13 protein-coding genes are annotated in these 24,617 nt (G+C 60.8%); 5 read left to right on the top strand and 8 right to left on the bottom strand.

Annotation, left to right across the window (positions count from 1 at the left end; genetic code table 11):
• Positions 1-75 precede the first annotated feature (75 nt).
• Entirely contained in the window at positions 76-2,559 is a 2,484-nt protein-coding gene (locus ACQR50_RS04190) for an AAA family ATPase (RefSeq protein ID WP_428969906.1), read from the top strand.
• Positions 2,560-2,836: 277 nt separating this feature from the next.
• Here the strand turns inward: ACQR50_RS04190 and ACQR50_RS04195 are convergent, their stop codons facing one another.
• A complete protein-coding gene (locus tag ACQR50_RS04195; protein WP_428969907.1) occupies positions 2,837-6,748 on the bottom strand; it encodes an AAA family ATPase in 3,912 nt (1,303 codons plus the stop codon).
• Between the two features lie 289 nt (positions 6,749-7,037).
• Positions 7,038-7,952, bottom strand: a complete 915-nt coding sequence (locus ACQR50_RS04200; protein WP_428969908.1) for an AraC family transcriptional regulator — start codon at positions 7,950-7,952, stop codon at positions 7,038-7,040.
• A gap of 176 nt (positions 7,953-8,128) precedes the next feature.
• Between ACQR50_RS04200 and ACQR50_RS04205 the strand changes: the two genes are divergently transcribed.
• The 3 genes from ACQR50_RS04205 (at position 8,129) to ACQR50_RS04215 (ending at position 12,366) form a co-directional block, all read left to right on the top strand.
• Positions 8,129-8,767 (top strand): DUF2306 domain-containing protein, encoded by a 639-nt coding sequence (locus ACQR50_RS04205; RefSeq protein ID WP_428969909.1) that lies wholly within the window; start codon positions 8,129-8,131, stop codon positions 8,765-8,767.
• A 540-nt stretch (positions 8,768-9,307) separates the two neighbouring features.
• On the top strand, positions 9,308-11,236 hold the full coding sequence (locus ACQR50_RS04210; protein WP_428969910.1) for an AI-2E family transporter: 1,929 nt from the start codon (positions 9,308-9,310) through the stop codon (positions 11,234-11,236).
• On the top strand, positions 11,233-12,366 hold the full coding sequence (locus ACQR50_RS04215) for a YihY/virulence factor BrkB family protein (protein WP_428969911.1): 1,134 nt from the start codon (positions 11,233-11,235) through the stop codon (positions 12,364-12,366). The genes ACQR50_RS04210 and ACQR50_RS04215 overlap by 4 nt, the downstream gene beginning before the upstream one ends.
• A gap of 538 nt (positions 12,367-12,904) precedes the next feature.
• Here ACQR50_RS04215 and ACQR50_RS04220 read toward each other — a convergent pair.
• The 3 genes from ACQR50_RS04220 to ACQR50_RS04230 form a co-directional block, all read right to left on the bottom strand.
• The gene (locus ACQR50_RS04220; RefSeq protein WP_428969912.1) at positions 12,905-13,666 is read right to left on the bottom strand and encodes a Crp/Fnr family transcriptional regulator; all 762 of its coding nucleotides are present in this window, start codon (positions 13,664-13,666) and stop codon (positions 12,905-12,907) included.
• A 1,163-nt stretch (positions 13,667-14,829) separates the two neighbouring features.
• A complete protein-coding gene (locus tag ACQR50_RS04225) occupies positions 14,830-16,674 on the bottom strand; it encodes a methyl-accepting chemotaxis protein (RefSeq protein ID WP_428969913.1) in 1,845 nt (614 codons plus the stop codon).
• A 410-nt stretch (positions 16,675-17,084) separates the two neighbouring features.
• The gene (locus ACQR50_RS04230) at positions 17,085-17,270 is read right to left on the bottom strand and encodes a hypothetical protein (protein ID WP_428969914.1); all 186 of its coding nucleotides are present in this window, start codon (positions 17,268-17,270) and stop codon (positions 17,085-17,087) included.
• A 235-nt stretch (positions 17,271-17,505) separates the two neighbouring features.
• Here ACQR50_RS04230 and ACQR50_RS04235 point away from each other — a divergent pair, with 235 nt between their 5' ends.
• The gene (locus ACQR50_RS04235; RefSeq protein WP_428969915.1) at positions 17,506-17,955 is read left to right on the top strand and encodes a hypothetical protein; all 450 of its coding nucleotides are present in this window, start codon (positions 17,506-17,508) and stop codon (positions 17,953-17,955) included.
• A 1,049-nt stretch (positions 17,956-19,004) separates the two neighbouring features.
• Here the strand turns inward: ACQR50_RS04235 and ACQR50_RS04240 are convergent.
• From ACQR50_RS04240 to ACQR50_RS04250, 3 genes are all read right to left on the bottom strand, one after another.
• Positions 19,005-21,056 carry a TonB-dependent receptor plug domain-containing protein gene (locus ACQR50_RS04240; RefSeq protein ID WP_428969916.1) on the bottom strand — a complete coding sequence of 684 codons (2,052 nt, stop codon included), beginning with the start codon at positions 21,054-21,056 and terminating at the stop codon, positions 19,005-19,007.
• A gap of 2 nt (positions 21,057-21,058) precedes the next feature.
• Positions 21,059-21,496: a YfiR/HmsC family protein gene (locus ACQR50_RS04245; protein ID WP_428969917.1), complete on the bottom strand. Its 438-nt coding sequence runs from the start codon at positions 21,494-21,496 to the stop codon at positions 21,059-21,061.
• A 210-nt stretch (positions 21,497-21,706) separates the two neighbouring features.
• Complete coding sequence (locus ACQR50_RS04250; RefSeq protein ID WP_428969918.1) at positions 21,707-23,596, bottom strand: putative bifunctional diguanylate cyclase/phosphodiesterase; 1,890 nt, start codon at positions 23,594-23,596, stop codon at positions 21,707-21,709.
• Between the last annotated feature and the right edge of the window lie 1,021 nt (positions 23,597-24,617).

Below are 24,617 nucleotides of genomic sequence, written 5' to 3' on the forward strand. Positions count from 1 at the left end.
TCCGCAGCAGGCTGCCGACACGTTGCGGAGGGCCGGCGCGCCCGCGCATGGGCTACGAGGCTCAAGGGGGATGGGATGAGGCTTTCGACCGTTTACGCGCGCTTCTACAAGTCGTTCAACTTCGACCGCATCCGCGCGGCGAAGCCCGGCGCAGTGCCGCGAGGCGAGTGGGAAAATTTCCGCGGCCAGTGGTTTCCTTATATCGAAGTGAGGATCGACGAGCATCTGACGACTGTCGTCGGTGCGAACGAATCGGGGAAGAGCCATCTCCTTAGCGCTATCGAGAAGGCGGTATCCGGCGAGGGCTTCACCCGGCGGGACCTCTGCCGCTATTGTGAGTTCTTCGGCGTCACGGCGGAGCAGGCGTGCTGGCCGCACCTCGGCGTGACGTGGTCTGATGTGACGTCGGACGAGTGGGATGCGATCCGGGGCACTCTCGGCGCCAGTGGACCGGTCGCTACCGAGTTCATGATGTTCAGGGAGGGGCCAGACGCGCTGACCGTCTGGACGCCTCTCAGGGAAGGTGGGTGGGAACCGCACATCCTCGACGGTCCGACGGCGGACCGGTTCACGGCTCTCCTGCCCAGCACCTACCGGATCTATTCCGACGTCGCGCTCCCAGACAGCGTGCCGTTCAGCTGGATCGTTTCGGGCAACCCAGCCGACAAGCGCCGCATGCGCGACTCGCTGCTCGACAAAGTGTCGTCCCTGGCAGCAATGGTCGGTCACGATGCATCCACAGTCGTAAGCAACGCGCCGAGCATCTTCGGGGTGTTACGGCCTTTGATCGATGAACTCGCCCAGCCCGCCCGAACGAAGGAAGACAATCGCGCGCTGGATCTCGCGCGCAGTCTGCTCGTCAATCTAGCGAGGATCGATCCGCCGGCGATCGCCGAGCTCGCCGACGCCATCGCGGATGGAGAGGACGGGTACGCGAACGCCTTGGTTGAGCGCATCAACCACCAGATCGAGCAGGCTCTGAATTTCCGGCGCTGGTGGGTGCAGGACCGCGATTTCTCGCTGCGCGTCGACACGCGAGAGCACGATCTGTTCTTTACCATCCGAGATCGCACGGGAAGCGAGTACACATTCGCCGAGCGCAGCAGCGGGCTCAAATATTTCCTCTCCTACCTCATCCAGTCCCAGGCGCACCGGCCGGGGACACGCGAGCGCATCCTGCTCATGGATGAGCCTGACACCTACCTGTCGGCGGAGGCACAGCAGGACCTCATGCGTATCCTGCGCGACCTCGCCGAGGATCAGCCCGAGCGTCCCGCGGTGCAGGTAGTCTACGTGACCCATTCGCCTTTCCTAATTGACAAAAACCATGCGGAGCGGATCCGGGTCCTCGAGAAGGGGCGGGGGCGGGACGGAACCCTAGTCGTCGATAACGCTGCGCAGAACCACTACGAGCCCCTCCGTTCTGCGTTCGGCGCGTTCGTCGGTGAGACCGCTTTCGTCGGCTCGGCGAATCTCCTCGTTGAGGGGATCACCGAGCAGGTGCTGCTCGCCGGTGCCGCCCGCTCGATCCGCAAAGCCGGCCGTCCGGAGAACGAGTCCCTAGACCTCAATGGCATGGTCATCGTGCCGTGCGGGTCGGCGAGCCATGTCCCATACATGGTCCACCTCGTGCGCGGCCGCGACGCTGAGAAGCCGCCGGTTGTCGTCCTGCTCGACTCCGACACCGCTGGCGACGACGCCGTGAAGCTGCTCAAGAAAAAGCCGCTGAGCGGCCTGTTGGCGGGGGATCTCGTCCTGCAGCTTGGCAAGGTAGGTCAGGACGTTGGGGAGATAGCTGAAATCGAGGACCTGTTACCGCCGGGCCTCGCCGCGGCGGCGGCTAACCTATGCCTTAGGGAACTCTCCATGTATCGTGCGGCAAGTTCCGCATCGGTGATCGACGTTGAGCTAAACGGGCGGCCGGGCGGCACTGGCATGTTCGACCTCATCGAAACCGTGCTCGGCGGCAAGAACGTCAGGATCGAGAAGCTGCCATTCGCCCGAGCGGTGGTCAGGCTGTGCGAGGAACCATGTGAGGAGCTGGCTGCGGACGTCCAACTCTACCTCGAACGAATGGGCAGGCTGTTCGCCGAACTTAACAGGCTGCGCCGAAAGGCCGAGGCGGAAGCGGGACGCGATCGACTCAGCCATCTCGTTGATCGCGAGCAACAGCTTTTTGTTCGCGATCATAAAAGGACTGCCACCAGGGAGGAAGTCGCCAATCTGTTAGAGAAGATCGAGAACCTGCTGGACAGTTCGACCGAAGCGGAGGCGATCCGACGGTCGACCCAACGGATTCGACGGGAGAACCGGTTGGAGGACGACCCGTTGGAGCTCATCGCCGACATGCCGGCGCTGAGAGTGTCGCTCTCTGCGCTGAAGGACTCGCTCAGGGTCGAACGTCAGGCCGACGCAAAGGCCGCGATGCCTGTGACGGCGGCTACATCGACGTCGAGCCCAAGTGTCGCGCAAGATGTTGCGTACGAAAGCGAGAGAGGAGGAAAGTCGATCGAGAGCACGGGAGATGAGGTAGAAGGTGATGGTCAACCTGCTGCTTGAAACACAGCCATTTGGACGGTCGGCAGGCTGATTGAGACTTGAATATGACTCCGGTGCATCTGCCACATTTCCTCCGTTGCTCAAAGCGGGGGATGTGACGGATCGCTGCGACTTTCCCCGGTGAACGAACGTCTGGTTTTGGGAAGCGACGACCGTCGCGTGGATGACCTAGACTGGGTCGGCGGTTCTCTGCGGATTCGTATCAAGACAACCCATTGAGGTGCTGGTCGCCGGGCCGCCGTGCCGCCGTACCGCCTGCTACGGACGTTCGCAGCCCTTACTCGTACAGCACGCCTAACACGCGGCGCGCTGACGCCATAACAGGCGTGCTTGCCGCGTCGTCGATTGTCTCGGTCGCGACTACGATCGAGGAACCCAATCCGCCAATGGTTTCGAACTGACGAAGGTGAGCAAGATCACCGCCAAGGCGGGCACCTACCCGTTTTAACACGCTGGTTCCGTCGTTGAGCGTAACTGCAACGAGCTTACCTTCCCACGCGTTCAAATCGCTAGAGCTTAGCTCGCCGCCGCCTAGAATTACCTGGCCCGGTAATACCAGTGGGATCGCGCTGTCTTCGCGGACACGATAGGCGACCTCGATCCGCGTCAACTCGGGCGCGGCATCGACCGGCGTCGCTTCGCCGCCGCCTACCGGCGGGGGCATGTCGGTGAAGATCGCGCCGACGATCCGGTACAGGCGCACCTTGCTCTCGTCATAAGTCATCGTCGGGCGCGGGGTTCGCGGATCGGGCGTCTGCGCCGCGAGCGAGATGCCGAGAGAACCGGGCGCCTTGACCAGTCGGCGCGCCAACACGTTTCCCTGGTGCCGGGCAATCACCAGGTTGCGGTCGCGACCGGGATAGGGTTCGGCCTCGACGATGGCGATCGCGCCGGACGGAATCGAGAAGCCTAGCGTTTCGCCGCGGACGTAGAACAACGCCTTGCCGTCGAACCAGTCGCCATCGAGTTGCTCGCTGGCGGTATCCTGCGAACCACCCGCTGGCATTGCGCCGGCGAAGGCGGCGATGTCGGGGCAGAGCGGTACTGAGAAGCCCGGTCGGACCATGACCGGCAGTAGCACTACGTTGGTGTCAGCTGGGTCGGTCGCCGCGAGTGGTTCGCGCCAGCGGTGGAGGCGGAATTGCTCGTGAACTTTCTCGACGCCGGTGCGCAGGCGGGTGAACGCTGGTTCGACATCCTTCACGTCCATGTAGGTGATCGATGCGCGATCCTGATGATGCGCCTTGTTGAGGATCCGGCGGGCAGCCGCGCCATCAGCAAGTCCGGCGTCGTCGACAAAGCGCTTAAGGACGGGGTTCGTGAACAGCTCGCTGCTGCCGGCGGCGATCAGCGCGCGCAGCCGGTCGAGCAGCGGGAACAGCGTCAGCGCCTGGGTCGAGGTCGCGTGCGCCGGCTCCGCCAGATCGTCGAACAGGTCGCCCAGGCGTCCCTCAATGAACACGCGCAGGTCGGAGGCATAATTCTGCGCGTCGGTCGCCGAATCGACATTGGCGACGAACGCCTGCCGACGCCGATCGACTTCCTCAATGGTCGGCGACAGGCTCAGCGTGGGATGCACGAAATTCACCGCATGGACTGACAGGTGCTGAACGCGATCGTCGGCGCGGTTCTCGGCGACGACCGACCGGGCGAACCGGCGATCATGGGTGGTGACGAATAGCTGCGCGCCGGCCGCGGCGACGGCGGCCAACCCGTGCGCGAGCCGCTGGCGGTTATCGTGATCGAGCAGTTCCTGCGGATCGTCCAGCACGAGCAACTCCAGTCCGCCGCGGGTGGCGAGAACGTGCTCGCGGAAGGCAAAAAAGAAGCCGAGCAGCGCACCACGCAGCGCCGACGCGTTGGAGATGTGCTGCGCCGGTGCGGTCACGCCGTCCCGACCGACCTTGAGGTCGAGCACACCGCGCGCATTCATACCGGTGCCCGCCAAGTCGGGCGCAAAGGTCGTGGCATTGCGATAGATCGCACGGCGCCAGTGCTCGGACCGGTTGTGCAGCTTGCGACGGAGCGTATCGACTTGCTTCTGCGCGAGCCCACCGAGGGGGACGAGCACGTTAAGCGCAGCAGAGGCACGCCCACAGGCCGCGATCCGCTCCTTCTTCGCGGCATGAGCCACGCGCGCAGCTTCCAGTCGCCGCACCTGCTCGATCGCGGAGTTGAGCGGGGCGACACCCTCGACGATCCGCAGCAGCAACGTCAGCCGCCGTCCGATCGCGCGCGGCGCATCGGTGTCGCCATCATCACCGCGCCGGACCGCCTGCAGAAATGCCTTTAGCGGCTCGCTGGCCGTTTCGCGCCACTCCGCGAACGCCAGCGCGCGGTAAACGCGCTCGATCATCTGCTGAAGGCCAGCGACCGACCTCCCCAGGGCGACAGGCATCAAACGATCTGCGGGCTCGGTGAATCCGGGCAAAGCGGCGAGCCGTTCGTCGATTAGCTTCTCGGCATCGGGTCGGAGCGCGCCCAGCGCGCCCTGAAACGGGTCGCTGGCGAACAGCTCATCGGCGAGCCCCCTTCGAAGCAGCGCGGCGGGGCCGGCGGGCAGGTCGCTGCGTGCTTCCCTCGCGATCGCCGGCGGCAGCGCCTGCAGCAAATGTCCGACCCAATGCCCCGCCCAATCGGCGATCGTCCTAGCGATCACCTGACGGTCACGGGCCGCCTCGGTGAGGTGATCGACGACGGGCTCCCCAGTGACCGGATCGCATGCGCCATGCAATTGGCCGACGCAGACCGGACAGGTGCCGTCATCGACATGCGCGTGATCGTGCATCCACGCTGAAACCTTGGCGTAAAGCTGAGCACGGCGGGCGCGGTCGGGATTGGTGGCCAACTGAGCGAGTGTGGCGGCCTCCACTTCTACCTGCGTCAGCAACGCAACGACGTTGGCCATTTCGGCGGCATCCACCTTCAGGGCGGACAGGCGAGCAATCGACGGCAGTTCACCCGCCGTCCGTAACCGCTCTATCGCCGGAGCGATGCTGGCCTCGAGGTCGTCGCGCGCTTGCTTGTTCTGGGGATCGAATGCTCCGCCGAGCACGCCCTGGGCCTCGCTCAACGCCGTTGCCTTCATGTCAGCGAAATGGGCGGAGAGCTCGGTGATACTTTCCGCGGCCTTCTCTCCGTCGACAGCAGGCACGTCACCTTCGAACGAGATCGCCGGTGTCTCGACGATGATACCGGCGAGGTCGTCGGCCGCCTGCTGATATCGACCGGCGATCTCGACCCGCTGCTTCTCGATCTCGGGCGTCGCGGTCTTGGTGATCCGCGTCGACATCTTCTCAGCGTGCCGGGCAAGATCCACTAGGTCGGCTAGCCCCGTCAGCCGTGCGACCGCCTCGCCGAGCTGTGACGCTGAGCCGACCGAGAGGAACGGGAGTAAGGCCGGCATCGTGGTCGCGATCCGCCAGGCGACGGGGTCGATACCAACTACGTCGAGGTCTGGCGCAGCCTCGTTGAGTTTTCCGCGCGGAGACCGGCTTTGGCTGCGGCGCAGCGGCGGCAGCATCGCGCCGTCCGCGTCAGCAAACGTCAGCTCCACCCAGCTGTCGGCGGGGATCGCCTCGCCATCAGGCGGCAGCTCGGCGGACTTCAGCGGCAAGGGCGTGATCGCCGACATCGGATGGGTAGTGGTCGTGCCGTCGTCGCGTGCGATCTCGCACGCGAAATCCAACGGCCCTTTCTCAGGCGGACGCTGCGACCGGATGAGGTGCCCGGTCAGGCACCAGATGATTGCATTGACGATGGAGGTCTTGCCCGAGCCGTTCACACCTTCCAACAGGATGACCGGCTTGCCCGGCTCGAACACGAAGGACGCAGGCGGTGCGCTCGGCCGGCCATAGGCGTGGAGGCCGGCGAAGCGGTGCGCCTCGACCTTGGCCAGCCGCAGCAGCTTGTTAGTGCGCACCATGCCGTTCTCGGCTTCCGCCTCGGTAGTCGGGGGCGGCGCGCCGATCACGTCGATGATTGCATCGGTGTCGGCCGCCGACAGGTTGCCGGCCCACTTCCCGCGGTTAATGCGATACCAGTCGAGAACCGCGCGCGCGTCGTCGGATGCCAATGCCAGCTGCTCGCCGCCGCCGAGCGCCAACGCGCGCCCGCCGACCAGGTCGGCAAGCAAGGCGTCGGTGGTTAGCAGATGAATGTCGCGCGGTGCGCAGGTACCGTCGGCCATGATGTCCCCTTAACGCGGAGCATCCTCGCCTCTAAATCAGCGCCCGTCCAGCAGATCAGTCGAGACCGGCTCGCAGGTGCTTCTACCTGAAGGTAGACCTTCGCTTGAAGCGAGCGAAATGGCAGCGAAGTCCCAGTCCTAGCGGCCCAGCGCGGTACTTGGTGGCCCGGAGAAGCCCCAAACCGTGATGTGAACAGACGACTGCTTTTGAGAAACGAGGATTCTGCTGTGGGCGTCCGGAGATGGGTCTTGTCGTGAGGCGTAGCCGCCATCTGTCCTTGCGACGCAGTCAGGTGATGGCTTTGACGAACTGACGTGGCGATTGGCCCAGAACGCGTTTGAAGGCCGCGCCAAAGGCGCTCTCCGACTCGTAACCCACCATTGGTGCCACCACCGCAAGCGTCGTTTGCCCCTGCGCCAGCCGGTCGGCGGCTAGCATCATGCGCCATCTGGTGAGATATTCCAGCGGGGTCTCGCCGAGCGTTTCCCTGAAGTGTGCCGCGAAGCTCGACCGCGACATGCCGGCAGTTTTGGCGAGGTCTGCGAGCCTCCAGGGTTTCGCCGGATCGGCATGCATCGCGGAGAGTGCAGCGCGTATGCGCAAGTCACCCAGCGCTGCCAGCCAGCCCCGCGCTTGTGCCGCTTGGTCAGCCAAGTGCAGGCGAAGTGCCTCGATCAACAATGTCTGGGCGAGATGCCCAGCAATCAACGAGCTGCCGAGTTGGGGTTCTCGCAATTCCTGCATGAGCCGTCCGATCAGAACTCCGAGCGCAGCACGGCTTGCCTCCGATCGGATGTGGACGGCCGCTGGCAGCACGTCGAGTAGCAACGCGGTTTGTCGGCCCTCAAAATCGAAGAAACCACCGATGCCAAAACAATCACCACCTCCATTGATGGTGCCCGTCGTTCCCACGGGAAAGCTGGGGAAGAACTGGAAGGCATCGATGGGCTCTGCCGTAGTGGACGTATATAGCCTGAATGCTGAGCGGCCAGGCAGGAGCATAACGTCACCCGGACCAAGCCTTACCGGGGCGCCGCCCGCGTCGAGCAGCATCCAGCAGGTGCCGGACTCGATCGCATAGGCCTTGATCCCCGCACTAGCCGGGAACTGCAATTGCCAGCTTCCGCCTGCGTTGAGACCACGGAATCCAAAGCTTGCAGGCTTGAGTAGCCTCAGAACGTCCGACAAGGGATCCATTGCCATATCTGGACGATGGCGACGATTTGGCGGACTTTGCAAGCTGTTTCGTCTGAGATCATACGCTTACCTGTGCCCTCACCAGCGCGCTGGGCGCGTACCGCACGGGATCACCATCATGACCGAAAACGTCGCTCCATGCCCGCCTGCCAAACGGGCCCCTTTTGCGAAGGGATCGGTTTATGCCCTTGCTCGCTTTCAATAAACCTTCCGGCAAGGGCGGCCGGCCCACCCTTGCGATTCTCGCCGCCATTTTGCCGATTGGCGTCGGATTGATTTCACTCCGCTACGGCCTGCCTGGCAAGCCGGGCGCGGCACCGCTGCCGAATGTCACCATCAACCCCGTTGCGCTGACGCTGCATGCGGTGCCGGCCGCACTGACGCTGATCGCGGTGCCGTTCCAACTGCATCCAGGTTTCCGGGCGCGGCACTTGCGGGCCCATCGCCGGATAGGTTGGGCCTATGTCGGACTGGTGTTCGTGGCCGGGCCTGCCGCCCTTTGGATCGCGCCATCGGCGCTGGGCGGGGCAATCAGCGCAGCGGGTTTCACCGTCCTGGCTCTTGCTTGGATGACGACGACGGCGCTGGGCTTGGTCGCAGCGATAGGGGGGCGCTTAGCCGACCACCATGGGTGGATGACACGCAGCGCGGCCCTGGCGGTGTCCGCAGTGACGCTCAGAATGTACCTGCCGCTCGCAAGCTTAGCCGGCGCAGACTTTGTGATGGCATACCGCCTGGCTTCGTGGGGGTGCTGGGTGCCCAATCTCATCGTTGCGGAGTGGTGGCTTCAAGCCCGTCGGCTGGCGAGCGCCGCCTCCTGACCCGGACCTCCCCGACCGATTTGCTCGTAGCGGTCCATACCGCAGAGATCGACGGGCAAACGCGGCGATGCTTCGGTGGTGGCGGACGACCTACGGAATCGCTCACGATCCAATATGTATCCGACCAGCCAGAGCAGTAACGTGTGTCCGCTTTCGCCCGATCCATTCGCTTCGTCCACTTTGGAGCAATCGCCGCACGCCTACCGCTTTTGTGATGAATGAATGGCGGATGTTGGGACCGGGGAGGGCGACCTTGAATGACCGGATGTGGGTCATGCGTCTTGGTTGACTAGCCGAAGAAGGTATACGAGTAGCAACGTCCGTCCGACGGATTGCCGCAGGCGGCGTAGTGTCAAGATCTTGGCAGGTGGCTAGCATCCGCAGCTGCCCGGAAGAGTTTTGACGCTACGTAAGGATACCCCTCGGCTGAGACGGCATAAAGGCCCGAGGTTCGAACACGTGTTTTTCTGGAGTGTTGTCGTAGAAATACGTTTGCGATGGATCGGCTGCCTACGGGTTAGTGGACCAAAGTAGACAAGCGTGAGTTTGCTGTTCCCGAAGGGAACACTGATGAACGACAGGATTGAGCAAGGGGCAGCCGCTGCTCAGGTGGCGGCCGCCAAAGTGCCGAGCAGAGACGGCTTGCTGGGTCTTGCGGTAGCCGTGGTCGTGATAGCCGGGCTTTTCCTGGCCAAAGACGTGTTGATACCCGTCACGCTCGCGGTGCTGTTGTCTTTTGTCCTGTCGCCCATCGTCCTGTTGCTGCGACGCCTGAAGTTGCCGAAGGGCTTGGCAATCTTCGTGGCAGTGATGAGCGCCTTAGGCGTCCTTGGCGGCATAGGGACATTGGTCGGGATGCAGGCCGCTTCGCTATCGGACAAGGCGCCAAGCTACGTCACGACCATTCAGTCCAAGATCGATAGGGCGACCGGCTTCATCACGAAGGAGCTCCCGTTCGTTGGACCTGACACTGCGCCCCCGGCCGTGATCGCGGATCCCAATGTCGTGCGAGGCACTCGGACCCATCCCTTGAACGTCCGTGTCATCGACAAGCAGATTCCGGTACTGGAACAGGTGGGCAGCTACCTCGAACCGGTGGTGGCGCCGTTCGAAACGTTCGTCATCGTGTTGGTCGTGGCAATCTTCATTCTAATGCAGAAGGAGGACTTACGGGATAGAATGATCCGCCTTTTCGGCTCGTCCGATCTTCACCGCACGACGGCCGCCATGGATGACGCCGGCGGACGGCTCAGCCGGTACTTCCTGTCTCAATTGGCAGTGAACGCCAGCTTCGGTACCGTCGTGGGTATCGGCCTTTGGATCATCGGCCTGCCGGTTCCTGCCTTATGGGGCATTCTCGCCGGCGTGCTCCGTTTCGTACCGTATATCGGCGCGCTGCTGGGGGCCGCCTTGCCATTGGTAGTGGCAGCTGGAGCCGATCCGGGCTGGTCGACGATGCTGATGGTGGCAGCGCTCTTCGTCGTCCTCGAACCGCTGATTGGCTACGTCATCGAACCGTTGCTGTACGGTCATTCGACCGGACTGTCGCCCCTTTCAGTAGTCCTGGCGGCGGTGTTCTGGACATGGATTTGGGGTCCCGTAGGTCTTGTCCTGTCGATGCCACTGACGCTGCTGCTAGTCGTGTTGGGCCGGCATATTCCAAGCTTGGAATTCCTGGACGTTATACTGGGCGACCGACCCGCCCTTACCCCGGTGGAAAGCTTCTATCAGCGGATGCTGGCAGAGGATCCGGACGAGGCACTCGAACAAGCGGAAAGTCATCTCGCGGAACGGTCGCTGACGGCCTATTATGACGAGGTGGCGCTGGCCGCACTCAAATTGGCGGCCGCAGACGTTGAACGAGGTGCCATCACCCGCGAACGCGCGACTAGGGTCGTCGACTCCATGTTGGTGCTCGTAAATGAACTCCATGAGCAGGAGGACACGGCTAGCGCGACCAAGGCGCGGGAGGGTCGGCTGAATCCGCTAGTCGGAGAAGGGGTAGGGTTCGAGGAGACGGCACCGGCCACCCTTCCGGCAGCGCCAGCCCAATGGAAAGCCGACGGAAGCGTCCTGTGCATTGCCGGCCGTGGCGTACTCGACGATGCCGTTACGGCTATGCTCGAGCAGTTGCTTGCGAAGCGCGGCTTTGGCGCAAAACGGGTTTCGCATGACGTCGGATCACGTGCGAACATTGATCGTCTTGATGCTACGGGCACCCGCCTCGTATGCATATCCTACCTCGAGATCGGCGGCTCGCCGTCCCATCTCCGATATCTCGTACGACGCATCCGGTCCCGCGTAGGTAATGTTCCGATTCTTGTCGGTCTATGGCCGGAAGGCGAAGCGGCGCTCACCGATCGTGAGATACAGCGCACGTTGGGCGCGGACCTCTACGTCGGCAGCCTGGGCGCGGCAGTGGAGGCATGCTTGGAATTCGCGGGCGCCGAACGGGAGCAGGTGGCATGAACGTATCTGATCATGGCGCAGGCGCCGGCGCGAACTCCCCCTTACAGGTACCGCCCGCGGGATGGCTCGCAATCCTGAAGCGTACGTGGAAGGAGATGGGGGACGACAATATTGGCATCATTGCCGCCGGTATCGCCTTCTACGTCTTCGCTGCCATCGTCCCGACGCTGGGTGCCGTCGTCTTGAGCTACGGTCTGTTCGCCGAGGCGGAGACGGTACGGCGCAATATCGAGGGCGTCTTCGCCTCGCTGCCCAGGGATGCGGCATCCATCATCTCGGACCAACTGCTGACGGTCGTGGAAAGTTCGAAGGACAAGCAAGGAATTGGGCTGGTAGTTGCGCTGTTGCTGGCCTGGTACGGTGCGACAAAGGGTTCTGCAGCGATCATCACCGGTCTCAATGTCGCCTACGATACGGAGGAGAGCCGAGGCTTCGTCCGTTTGAACCTGTTCAAGCTCGCCGTGGTCGCCGGCGGCGTCCTGATGATGTTCGCCGCAATCGGCACGACCATGCTCCTCGCATTCCTTAGCGGGCTCATCCCGAACGCACCGCTTGCCGTTCTGACAGTCATAAGGGTCGTCGGTTTTATGCTTTTGGCCGTACTGGTTGTGACGGCTGCAGCGGTCCTGTTCCGGTTCGGTCCAGACCAACGACAACCTCGCTGGATATGGCTATCGCCAGGGTCCGCGGGTGCGACGTTGCTATGGTTGGCAGGCACGGCAGGGTTCGGGTTCTACGTATCCAATTTCGGCAACTACGGCGCGACCTACGGCTCGCTGAGCGCGGTCATTGTGACGCTGACGTGGCTCTGGCTTACCGCATACGTGTTCCTGTTGGGTGCGGAATTGAACGCCGAACTGGAACGACAGGTCGAAGGGGCCGCTTCGACCTCCGATCTTCCACCGAATGACCAGCGCGTGTTCGTAGCGCCTCGACTAGCGGGGCCTCCGCAATCCCAACCTGCGACCGGGCGGCGCAATGGGTCGGTTAGCGCGCTCATCAATGTCGTGGGCAACGGTGCGATAGCGACGGTTGGTTTCGCGATGCTACGCCGCGGACGCCCTATTGGAATTTTGGCAGTCGCAGTCGCTGCCGGCGTAGCGTGGCGGAAGCGTCCACCGATCGTGTGAAATGCTCGTGTAAAGGACTAAATACCTAGCCGAGACCAGATGAACGAATGTCTGAAGTAGGGAGGTGGAAATGGGATTCTTTACGTCTGCAATTGGGTCAATAGCTCCCCCTCTCAGTAGCAAATGCCTCCGACAAACCTGGCGCGGTTCAGTTCTCGGCTATTGGACGATGATGCAGAACCTCATGAGTGGGGGGCGCAGCGACAATTTGCGGCGTTTCAGGCCAATAGTAGCCCCATGGGATCGGGCTGACGTCGTTTTGTCCTCCATCAAATCAGGCCATGTCGCTTCTGCCCTTAGGATCCAGCTCGCGACCCGTTTTGCGCCTGCGCGATACGGAAGGCTGGATGAATGCCAATCAATTTTGGAAAATGTATCAAGCTCATGTTAGCGCTTGCAACATCGCCTTCGCGCCTGCAACATGGCTACGCCTTTCAGGCATCCTCTCCTAAAACTTGTGGGCTGGCTCATGCTGGCCCTTTTTTTTGTGCCGCAGTGATGGCTGCGCAGCGGCGTCGGCCGTCCACCGACGATGAGACTATAGCGTGTTCTCAGTGACAGGATGCTGCAAAGGCGTTGGCGCATGAAGGTAGCTACAATCAAAATGGGCTGCCTTTCGAAGCTCATTGATGTCGGGAATGGTAAGCACTTTACGCGAGAGATCGATGACGCCGGATGCTCGCAAACGTTGAAGCACTCGATTGAGGTGGACGGGAGTCAGCCCCAGCGCATCCGCGAGATGCTCCTGATTGACTGGCAACTGAAACTGACGCGATCCGCTGGTTTCGCCTGGGTGAAGGCGAGCCTCGAATTCACAGAGCAGATGTGCAAGCGTGCGAAACGCGTCACTCGAATTCAAGAGCCAGATGCGTAAGATGGCCTCGTCGACAAGCTTTGCGTGCCATAGCGCCCGCCCGATCACTGGAAAGCGCGCTACCAGCTGTTCCAGCTGACCCAGGCTGACCTTTGCTATGACGCAGTCGGTCAGCGCTACGATTGCATGATCCAAGGGGCTGTGGCAGACAGCATGTATGCCACAAAAGTCACCAGGCACAACAAAGCCCGTTATCCGTCGAGTGCCGTCCGGGCGTAGGCTGTAGCGACCGGCCCAGCCATCGAGCACAGCATATAAATAGGACGGCGTTTCACCCTTGGCGATCACATTGCGGTGTCGCGGAATGCTTACCAGCTCGAATTCCAGCCCCCTGATTGCCTCACTCTCGTCTTCGGTCAGGGCAACTAGCTGCGCCAGTCTCTGCAAAAATGGCTGTAACGAGATGTCGTCATCATAGCCCGTCATCTCGATCCCCCCTGACGTTGAGCCATGCCGCATAAGGTGGGTTGATAGCGACGAGCACTGATTTAGATCAATACCCCTGACCTACAACATTGTCGTATGCGTCCATTCGCGCCGTTCGATCGATCGCCGCGTTTGCCCTGCGGGGAATGCGCCGGGAACGGGCATGAAGTGTCAAATGATCACGATAGGGTTGCTTCGCGGTGCCGGCGAAGTGCGATGTGAGCGTGACGTATTAGCCGATCCTAGCGGATTATTTGGATTGGGCTGGTAGAGGTGTGGCGCCTCCAGTGACGCCACACCGTCAGGTCACCGGCAGACGCGGATGCGCTTGTGCGCCCGGTGGCTATATTCGATCCGGCAGCGCTTTTGACGATAGTGGTTGCGGCCTTGCCAACGCGGGCCGTCGTGGCGGTCATACCGATCCGGTCCGCGGTGCGGAGGACCATGACGGCCAGGCCGTGCTTGAGGACCTCTCGGATCATCGTGGCCCCAGCGCTGTGCATCAGCACTGGCGCTCAAGCCGAGAGTGGCGACGGCGAGGCCAGCGGCAAGCAAACTCACAAATTTCATGATCACATCCTTCTGGGAAACAGGTGTCGGGGCAAATGATCTACGTGCCCGTCACGTTCCGTCACCTGAACAGAATTGCCTGTAATCGTTCAGGTTTTACATCCGCGGGGTGATCGAAAACGATCAAATCGATTGCATTGGTGGAATGGTCTCAAATCTATGGTGGTGCCAATTTTTATGGGCGGCAAATGAATCGGGCGGCTACAGTCAACGAGCGCGATTGCCTGACGATGCTGGTTACGAGCGTCGCCAATGTCTGCAATCCCACGGACGGTTCGCATTGATAGAAAAATCGTCTGCGCCTTCCGGCTGACCTATGAGCGTGGGTCGAGTCTTCGCGAGATCATGCTGAGGTGAATGTGGGGTCAGAGACGGCGGTCAATCGGACGGAGGGCTGCTTGGTGACGGCTGTGCGGTTGATCCGCCACTTCGATGGGCTGGCGGTGCTTGGCGATACTGGTGGGGCGGTACAACTGCAGCAGTGGTGCGGATGGCATGTCGTTGCTTCGCATGGGTGAAGCTCGCGGAGTGGCATCAGGGCGAGTACGGCCCGTCAGGATTGCCAAGAACCCTGATGGGCCAACCCGCGCCCGTCAGAATGAAGACCAATCGTCCTCGGCAAGTGCGGCGTTGCTCTGTGCCAGCGGCATCGGTTTGCCTCGCAGGCGTGGGGCTGCGGTTGAGAGGCGGGCTTGGAGCGTGTGGACATTGGCCGGCAAGGTATCCACCGATTGTCCGATCTGGAACCGCGCGATCTGGCGGGCCAAGCCGTCGGCTTCGGTCGCCAGACTCCGTGCCGCAGCGGTCGCTTCCTCAACCATCGCGGCGTTCTGTTGGGTGACGCCGTCCATTTCGCCGATGGCCGTATTGACCTGCTGCATGCCAGCCGCCTGTTGTTCGGCGGCATTGGCGATCTCGCCGACCAATCCGCTGACTTCGACAATGCGCGTGATGATGCCTGTCAGAGCTTGGCCTGCCTCGCCAACCAGCCGGACACCCTCTGCGACCTGTTGAGACGAGGCGCTGATCCTTTCCTTCACGTCCTTGGCGGCATCGGCCGAACGCTGGGCCAACGCGCGGACTTCCGATGCGACAACCGCGAAGCCCTTGCCTGCATCACCGGCGCGCGCCGCTTCGACCCCGGCGTTCAAGGCCAGCAGGTTCGTCTGGAACGCGATGCCGTCGATGACGGCGATGATGTCCGAAATCTCGTTGGAGCGACGCTCGATGCCGTCCATCGCCTCGACGGCGTTCTGAACGATACCACCCGACTGCTCAGCCAGATCGCGCGCGCCGCGCACCGCCGCGTTAGCGCTCGCCGTACGCTGGGCGGTAGTGCGCATCGTCGCACTGATTTCATCGATGGCGGAGGCCGTTTCCTCCAGGCTGGCCGCTTGTTGCTCGGTCCGCATCGACAGATCATCAGAGGCCGTGCGGATTTCGCCGGCGCCGCCATTGATGCCGGTCACCGCCGTCGAAACCTGGGCCAACGCATTCTGCAAGGCCTCGGCAGCAGCGTTGAAATCGGTTTTCAGCGTGGCAAACGGGCCGGTCAGATCGGCATCGACGCGTGTCAGAAGATCGCCCTTCGCCAGATTGGATAGCGCTCGTCCGATGCTGTCGACGATCAGCGTGGTCTGTTCAGCCTTCGACCTTTCGGCGGCAGCGAGTTGGTCGCGAAACTTGGTCATGGCGCTGGCCAGATCGCCGAGTTCGTCCCGGCGATCGGCATCGGGCACGTGGACAGCCATGTTGCCAGCGGCCAATTCGCCCATGGCCTTGGTCATGGTGTTCAGGGGCTTGGCGATCTGGCGGATCAGCAGCGTCAGAAGCGCGATGGTCAATGCGACCGCCGCCAAGATCATCGCTATGGTGATCAAGCGCCCCGTCTCTGCGGTTGCCTTGGCCTCTGCGCGAGCCTTGTCCATGGCGGCCGTATAGGCGTCTTCGGCCCGACCCAGTGCGGCGTTCTGCGCATCATAGTCCTTGACCTCCTGCAACGCACTGGCCTGCGCTGCATCGGTCTCATCGCGGCTCGAGAGGGCGATGGTTTGCGGGATATGATTGGTGAAGCGCTGCCAGATCGGTGCGAAATCCTCCATCGCTGTCTTTGCCACCGGATCCTGCTCCATCGACCTGACCTGAGCCAGCGACTGATCGATCAAGTCGAGTGATACGTGCATCGCCTTGTCATGCGCCGCCATCGCCTCGGGCGACCTACTGACAATATGGGTCATTTCCTCGGCGCGAACGTTCGAGGTCTGTGTGTCGATGCTGTGGGTCAGCTTCTGCAACCGGGCCAGACGAGAGGCAATATCGGAAGTGCCCGCGCTCAAGGCGTTCTGATTGCGAATCGAAAGCCCACCGACGACTAAGAGGGTCATCAAGAGGATTGCAAAGCAAGCTATCAGCTTCGAACTGATCCGCAAGTTTTTCACGATATTCTCCAGACACGCCCTAATCAATTACGCATGTGCGGGACGGCCACACAGGCGCCATCAATAGCCGGCATTCGTTAATGAAAACCTTTGCAGGGCGTTTTTCGATCGTGGTTTTTAACCAGTGGCGTTAGGGCAATTAGTCTGCTTGCGCCTAAATTTATGGTGCGGACAGCCGATAGCCGCCCTTGCCTGAGCGATAGACTCGTCGACTTTCACAAGGAGGCGTTCCGCTATCACTCGATCTCAATTGCTCCTTTACCTCGATTTGGCCGGACGTCAGCCGTCGTTTCCGAGATTAACAAACGGCTGGAACTGGGAAGTGGCAAAGGAGCGCTGGATGGCCGAACATGGGTCTTCGTGACGGAAGGGGAGGGCGGTCGCTTCTGCCCAGTAGCAGACATTCTCAATCAGTCGCACGATCCGGCGATGCGTGCGCTGTCCCTACTGTTCATGTCGCTGTCAATTGCCGGGTGTGACCGCATCAGCCAGCGGGTTTGGAACTGCTCGACCGTAAAGCTTGATGTTCTCAAGACCGGCGCGCCAAATTTCGAGATTGTCGAGACAATTCCGGCGCGTAGCTGGATCGCGTCCATGAAGGGTGGCGTCCAGATAACGAAAATTTGCCGTTGCCGGTGGAAGGGGCGCCAGGGTTCTCTGGCATCAAGTTCAATCGGTCCTTACCAGCCGTTCGAATTCAGCAGACTATATCTGTGCTGGGCGAATTAGCGGCGTTGTAATCCAGCAGTTTTAACGGCAGCTAACCTCCCGGAGCAGCCGTTCCGCTCACGCCCAATAGCAGACGTGCATAGCTTGTGCGAAAGTCGAGGCATGGAACGCGTTGACGACGATACGCCAGCAGACCGGCTTTACCTCAAAGGTTTGGCGATCCGGTATGAGCGACACGTTGGTAAGTGGCTGCCGATCATGTGGCACCTTGCTCTACGCAAACACGCGGGTGCGATGATCGAGCTTGCAGACTGGTTCTTGAACGATGGAAGCGCCGACCCGTTTGGCACTCCCGCAGATGCCTTTAGCGCGGCTGGCCTTTATCGACGCGCATACAAGCAAGGCGACCTGCGCGCAGCTCAACACATGGCGTTGAGCTGCTTCAATAAGGACGACATGGCTGGGTATCGGCATTGGCTCGGTCAGGGTGCCAAGGCTGGTGACGGTGAAGCAAAGCAGGAACGCAAGCGGTTTGAAACTCGCCTCTGGCACGCCGACGCTGGCAGAGTGCGGCGGCTACGCCCGAAGCAGAAGCGGGACGGGTTCGCCTAGGACTGTGCCCGCTCTCCCCTAATAGGCGACACACAGTCAGCCCAGCATCTGGGGCACTGCCTTGGTCTCGCGTGATGAACGAATGGCAGAAACCGGGAAGCGGTCTGGCAGCTTCGAACGACGGCTTCTAGGTCGTCGTGGCGGGAGGGCCGCGCGGCTGCTCTCGCTCCATGTTGCCGCTTGAACGGTGACGGCGCATACCCAGGACCAGTTACTTGATCATAGGCGCTCTGATGATGCCGTTGGATGGGAAATATCGGTATGCCATTGCTCTGGCTCATAGGCCTTCAGGCTGCGGCAACCTGGAGTCCTCCCGCTCAGGCGGCTTGGTTAGGGGACAAGCCTCCGATCGAAGTCCGGTTGCATGCGTCTACCTTGTCCATGCGGGGGGAGGCGCCCATCGAGGTCGATCTTACCGCCAAAGACAACACCTTTGCCGTATCGCCGTTTCTACAACCCACACGGGGCATTGCGTTTGAGGTTATCTCGGAAGACGGGCGACCAGTGGAGCCGGCCGAGCCGATGGCGGGTTCACCGCCCCCGCCTCCTTTGGAGGCAAAGGAACTGACCGCTGTATCAGTCGCATCGCCTTACCGTGTCCTCACCCACGAACCCGCAAAAACAATCTTCCCAGGGGCAGGTCGATACAGGGTGAGAGCCCGGATATTCCTCTTCAATTTCCCATCCGAGCCAGTCCGTTATGCCCAACTAGTATCGGATACGATCACGGTGAACGTCACTAAGTAGAACGCAGCCGTGCCACTCGTGACTGAGGCTTTTGTTGGCAACGTCTGGAAAGCCGGCCGGCCGCTATCACTGAAAGGGTCACATTGGTTAGTGAATGTCAGGATTGGCAAGCTGGTCATTCGCGTCGATGAACGAGCGTCTTCACTCGGAAAGTCGGAAGGGTGTCCCGAGTGACCGAAAGTGGGTCGTCGTCACGGTAGGGCAAGACGGGTATTTTTGCTTTTATGACACGCTAAAGCAACGTTTTACATAATGATGATGATCTGCTCATAGTGCTACCGTCTGATTTTAGCCAGCAGCGCTTATAGCTTCAATGAGACGCCAAGACGAATGCGGCGATCCGCCGGAATAGGGGAATTATAGACCCCCCTTCCATTACCCAGATTCTCACATGCACCATAGAGCGAAAGGCGCTGGGTCACCGCTCGGCTGAGTCGGGCGTCGATGCCGACGCTCGTCGGCACGCGGATCAAGGTCAATTCGGTGGTCGGCAGGAAGCTGGCCTGGTGCGTAACAGTGACCAGATGGGCCGTCGCACTTGCCGCCCAGCCGCCCAAGGCATAGTCGAGGTTCAGGTTTGCGCGATGGCGGGGCGTGGTCGTGCGCGGAAAGACCGCATAATAATTCGCGTCGCGATTTGCCGGAAAATTCTCATCGACGCGCATCAAGCTGTACTTCGCAGACCAGTCCAGACGGGACGTTATCGAGGCGCTTGCCCCCACTTCGATGCCGTAACTGTCAAAACGTCCTACATTTGCGAAGCGTGTGACGGCGACAGGATCGGGCGTGAGCGCCACCGTCACATCCACCGAACTACCCGGCGAGGCGATGACATTTTCGGTTCGCGTATAAAACAGGGTCGCATCCAGCCGCAGGCTCGAATGAAACCTGTGCGAGTAGCTTGCCTCACCACTCCAGACGGTAACGGGATCCAGTCTGGGATCGCCAGTGAAATAAACCGGGATCGGCACGGTGGGAGCCGGCACTTCGACATGTAGGCCAAAGTTGACCAGCGATGGCAATTGCAACCCGCGCCCGCCATTGACGCGAATGCTGCCTGCTTCGCTCACCTGTACCGTCACCGCCGCATTGAAGCTGACCGGTGTGATGGTGCGGTGATAGGACGAAACCGGATCGATCTGCGGAGCCGCGGGGTGTCCGTCTTGCCCGAGTATGAGGTGATCGACGCGGGCCGCACCAATGATCGCAATATGATCAGTAGGCGCGATATCTAGCATTCCGCTTGCGGAAAATACCTCGTAGCCAATCTGTCGCGAATAAAGCCGCTCGCCAGTCATCTGGTTGTTGCGATACTCTGCACCGAACCGCAATGTATCCCTGTTGCCCAGTCGAACGAGAGTCGACGCCATCCCGACGAAGATGCGGTTCCGGACACGAATTCCCGCAATCGCGCTATACGGATCTTCGGCCGCCGTCGTGATGCCGTAATCCGCCTGTAACCAGTTTGAATAGGCCCGCCCCGTCACACTGCCCCAGTTGGTGTCATGGTTCGCCACGATGCCAATGGTCTGGTTGCGGAAGCGCTGCTCTGTCAGCACCTGGCTGGGTAGGAATTCCAGTTGGCGATTGCCGTTCACCCCGCCATTCAATTCGACCGTCGTCGCGTCTCCTGCCTTGATCGACAGCCTGGCATCCAGTTGCGCGGCCCGGACATCTTCCGTGACTGGTGGCTGATAAAGGGCAGAGGGTATCGAGCGCTCGTCTTCTTGCTGGCTGCCGCCCGATATCTTCAGGCCGATCCCGAAGGCTACAGGCATGGTCAACACCGCACCGATCCGTGAATAGCCATGCGTGCCCGCTTCAGCCGTAGCCTGAAGTGTCGGACTTGCCCCTGCACCCTTCGTCACGATGTTGACAACACCGCTGGCAGCGTTGAACCCGAAGAGCGCGCTAGCCGGGCCACGAACTAGTTCGATCTGCTGGATTTCTTCCATCTGGACGCCCAAAAGGTTCCAGTTCGTCATGCCATAGTGATCAAGATAGACCTGCCGCCCGTCCACCAGCACCAGCAATCGCGGATTGTACGTCTGAACACCGCCTCGAACGGCTACGTCGCTCTGCCCCGCAGTCCATCGGTTTACGTCGACGCCAGCATACGCCCTCAACAAATCGGGGACATTGCGTGCGGGTGAACGGGCAATTTGTTCGGCCGTAATGATCGTGATGGAGGCAGGCGCCTCTGATACTCGTTGCGGTTTGCCGGTGACACTGGTCGTGACCGGTTCGCCGAACACTTCGCCGAGCGTTGCGTAATCGACGATTTGGGCGTGAGCGCCCGTCGCGGGGAGAACGGTGCCAAGGGCAGCCGTAATCAGAAGGCTGGCACGTTGCATGCTCAGATTTCCTTGACGAGCATGAGGAAGGCGGAGCCGAACCGAATATGGTTGCGACGCGCGGCTTCCCGGCTAACGACAATCTGAGTCTTGCTGCCTTCGGTGATACCGACAACGCAGCGGCCGGCGGATACGCAGGATGTGTCAGAGGTGATCGTGAGGATGGCCTGAGCGCTGGCCGCCGCTGCGACATCGGCTTGGTAGCTGCGAATTCCGGATGTGACGAACGCCGCGCGAGCGCCGCTCATTTGCCCGAGATCGGCGACCGGCACTCGGCGTGACCGAAATGTCACCCGACCAAAGGTCCCGCCGTGTAGAAGGGCGCGTTCCATGTCGGATGCTTCAGCTTCCGATCCAGCGTTGCCGGGCTGATAGATGATCGCGACGGGAACGGTGCCAACCGGCGCCGGTTGCACGAATGATATGATGCGTGCGGCCACGGGCACATTCAGAACCGCAGACGGTGCTGAGGAACCCGGTAACGCCACACTTACAGAGGACGCCAATGCAACGAATAATTTGCGTCTCAGGCTCATTTCAATTGCTCATCCCGCGCCACCGTCAAGCGATGAGCCACGACCCTAGATAATAATGTTGAAAATTGTGTCATTGCTGGGCGCACGGCACAGCTTGCCAAAGATATATTTTGGCTAGGTGATATTGGTTAAGGTCTGATGACGTGCTTTTCGGACATCCCATCTTGGAAGCATGGTCAGCGTCTGCTCCAAGGAAGTCGGCATGCCATAAAGCCAGCCTTGGCCCTGGGTGCATCCCTTGCGCGCCAGGATTTCCGCTGCCACGGGATCTTCCACCCCCTCTGCTGTGATCTTCATACCAAAGCTGAAGGCCAGGCCAATAATCGCGTCTACTAGCTTTTCGCTTTCGATGCTGGTGGGAAGCGACTGGACGAAGCTCTGATCGATCTTGATCTTGTCAAACCTCAGTCGGCGCAAATTAGACAGGCTGGAGTAGCCCGTGCCGAAGTCGTCAAGCGCGATCGAAAGGCCAGCCGAACGGAAGGTCTGCATAACCCGCTCGGCCGTCACGACGTCATCCATTACCGCATCCTCGGTGATCTCTATCTCGATCCGCATGGGCGACACGCCTTCCTGATGGATGATCTCAATCAGCGTTTCGGCCAGCCTGGGCTCCTCGAGTTGTGTCGGCGAGATGTTGACAGCCAGCCGCAAATGGTCTGGCATCAACAGCGCATCGCGGCAGGCCTGCCTGAGGATCGTTTTGGTCAGCTCCGTGATCTGACCTGTCGTCTCCGCGACCCTGATGAACGCGCCGGGGGTGAGGAGACCGCGCTTCGGATGTTGCCAGCGAGCAAGTACCTCGAAACCGCATAGCGCGCCGTCGGGAAACTCGATGATCGGCTGGTAAAAAGGCTTGACTTCTCCGCGCTGGATGCCGATCCGCAACTCCTCTTCCAAAAGACGTTGGGCCACGCGTTCCTCTTCCATGCGCGGCAAGAACAGACACGCACCGCCCGTCCGGTTGCGCTTGGCTTCATACATCGCAATGTCCGCGGCATGCAGCAGTTCGTCGGGGTATGTCCCGTCCTGCGGAAATACAGACACACCAATACTCGCGCCGATTGTGATAGCGTTGTCGCGCCAGGTGAGCGTCTGGCGCAGGACCTGGCTCGCCCGTTGCGGCAGTTCGAGTGGGTCGCAGTCGTCCTGCGCATCGAGCAGCAAGACAGCGAATTCGTCACCCCCGAGCCTGGCAACAATGCTGGCGGGGCCGAACACGATCCGCAGCCGCTGCGCGACTGTCCTTAATACCGTATCTCCAGCTGCGTGGCCGTAAGTATCGTTGACCTCCTTGAACCCGTCGAGGTCGACGAGGACAATCGTTAATGCGCTTCCAACGACGCGCGCCGCATCCATCGCACTCCGAAGCTCGTCATTGAATACGCGGCGATTCATGATGCCGGTGAGTGCGTCGGTTTGGGCAAGTTGCAGCGCCTCCCGCTCAGCCTCACCGCGTCGCATGATTTCCGCATGCAGTTGCTGTCCGCGCTTGGCGGCCAGCGCCAGCCATAGATAAGACAAAGCCGCGACGATCAGCACCGCGACTGTGACCAACGCCGCCAGCAGGCGTGTCCGCAACGTAGCTACCTCGGCATGGCGATTCGCGTCGGCTATCCCGGATGTGGCTATACCCTTCATTTCATTCAGGACATGGTCGGCGTTGGCGCGGAACGGCCGGAGCATCCCCACGCTGGTCGCAAAGTCGATCTCCAGCATGGACGACACCACGTTGACGGCTTCACCGTACTTATGCAGCTCCAAGACGATACGCCGCGCTCGTGCGCGCTCCGCAGGTGGCAGTCCTGTCTGCTGCCTTGACAACGCTATACTGATAGCTGCGATGCGACTTTGAATATGGGCTAGGCGGGCCACGCTATCACGTTTGTGCCCATTAGCTGCCTCGTCGACCATCAAGCGGTAAAGGTTGCCGTCCTCATGATCAAAATTGCTCGCGATCTCGCTTAACGCGATTGCAGTCTGCATGTCGCGGGTGACAATCACGTTTGTCGTGTGCTGGACATATATTAGCGTGCCAAGACACATGCCAACGGCGAGAACAAGTAGAATTATCAGTGCCCGAGGCTCAGCGATACGCCGAATTCTGACAGGAAGCGCGTGCGAAATTGTCCCACGCCAAAAGGAGAAGGGTTGCACATCGTCGACCGACTTCAGATGCCCGTACTTATCTGAAACACTATCTGGCAAAAATCTTTCCCGCAGTCATGACGGCCAAGTGCCCGATTAGATTACAGTTCCAGCAGATACATATGCCACATTGTAGTAAGATATATGTAAAACTTTGGTAAATTTGATTATAACGTGTCAGCAACGAGTGCCCACGAAATAAGGAGGTTAAAGGCGGTCCATAAGAGGCGCGAAAATGTCAGATTATGAATGATTCTTCACAATCATTTGGGGCTGATGCATTATCTAATAATTTTAGTGGGTTCCATATGTGAGCATCCGCATTTGTGATGCGAAAGCCACCAGGATGGCTTCATCAGAAGCTCACAAACGCGAGGTTCAGATGATTGGTAAGTACCGGGCAAACTGGCCAAGCCGTCACAGCGCCGGTGCCCGTCGGAAAAGCTGTGTTGACGCAACCGCTGCGTGCTAGATACGCGCGGCCGAATGCCGTGGGGCGCGCGACTTAGGCCGTCCTCTCATCCCGTTGGTTGACATGGAAGTGCCCCATCGTTTCCACGCCGATAAGGCGGCGCGCTCCCTATAGAGGACAACCCTCTGGGGCTGCTGGTAGCCGCCCGGCGGTAAAGTCCCCGATCCCGGCCGTCTCACGCGCTCGCACGAGCTGGCCTCCGTGGGGTAGAATGTTCGTCTGAACGAATGGCGGATTTCGGGAATTATCTCAGCGGCGCTGAATAGCTGAAGATGGGTCTCTTCGTAGCGGCTGAGTCACCGATCGCGGCGTGGTCGACCTTTGGCCGCTCACCATGCTGATCACGTTTCAGAAACGCGCGCCTGAGAACGGGTGCGGCTTCCCCGTTTCTCTGTCTTTACGGAG

The organism is Sphingomonas sp. Xoc002 (genome assembly GCF_050408055.1).
Taxonomy (GTDB): domain Bacteria; phylum Pseudomonadota; class Alphaproteobacteria; order Sphingomonadales; family Sphingomonadaceae; genus Sphingomonas; species Sphingomonas yabuuchiae.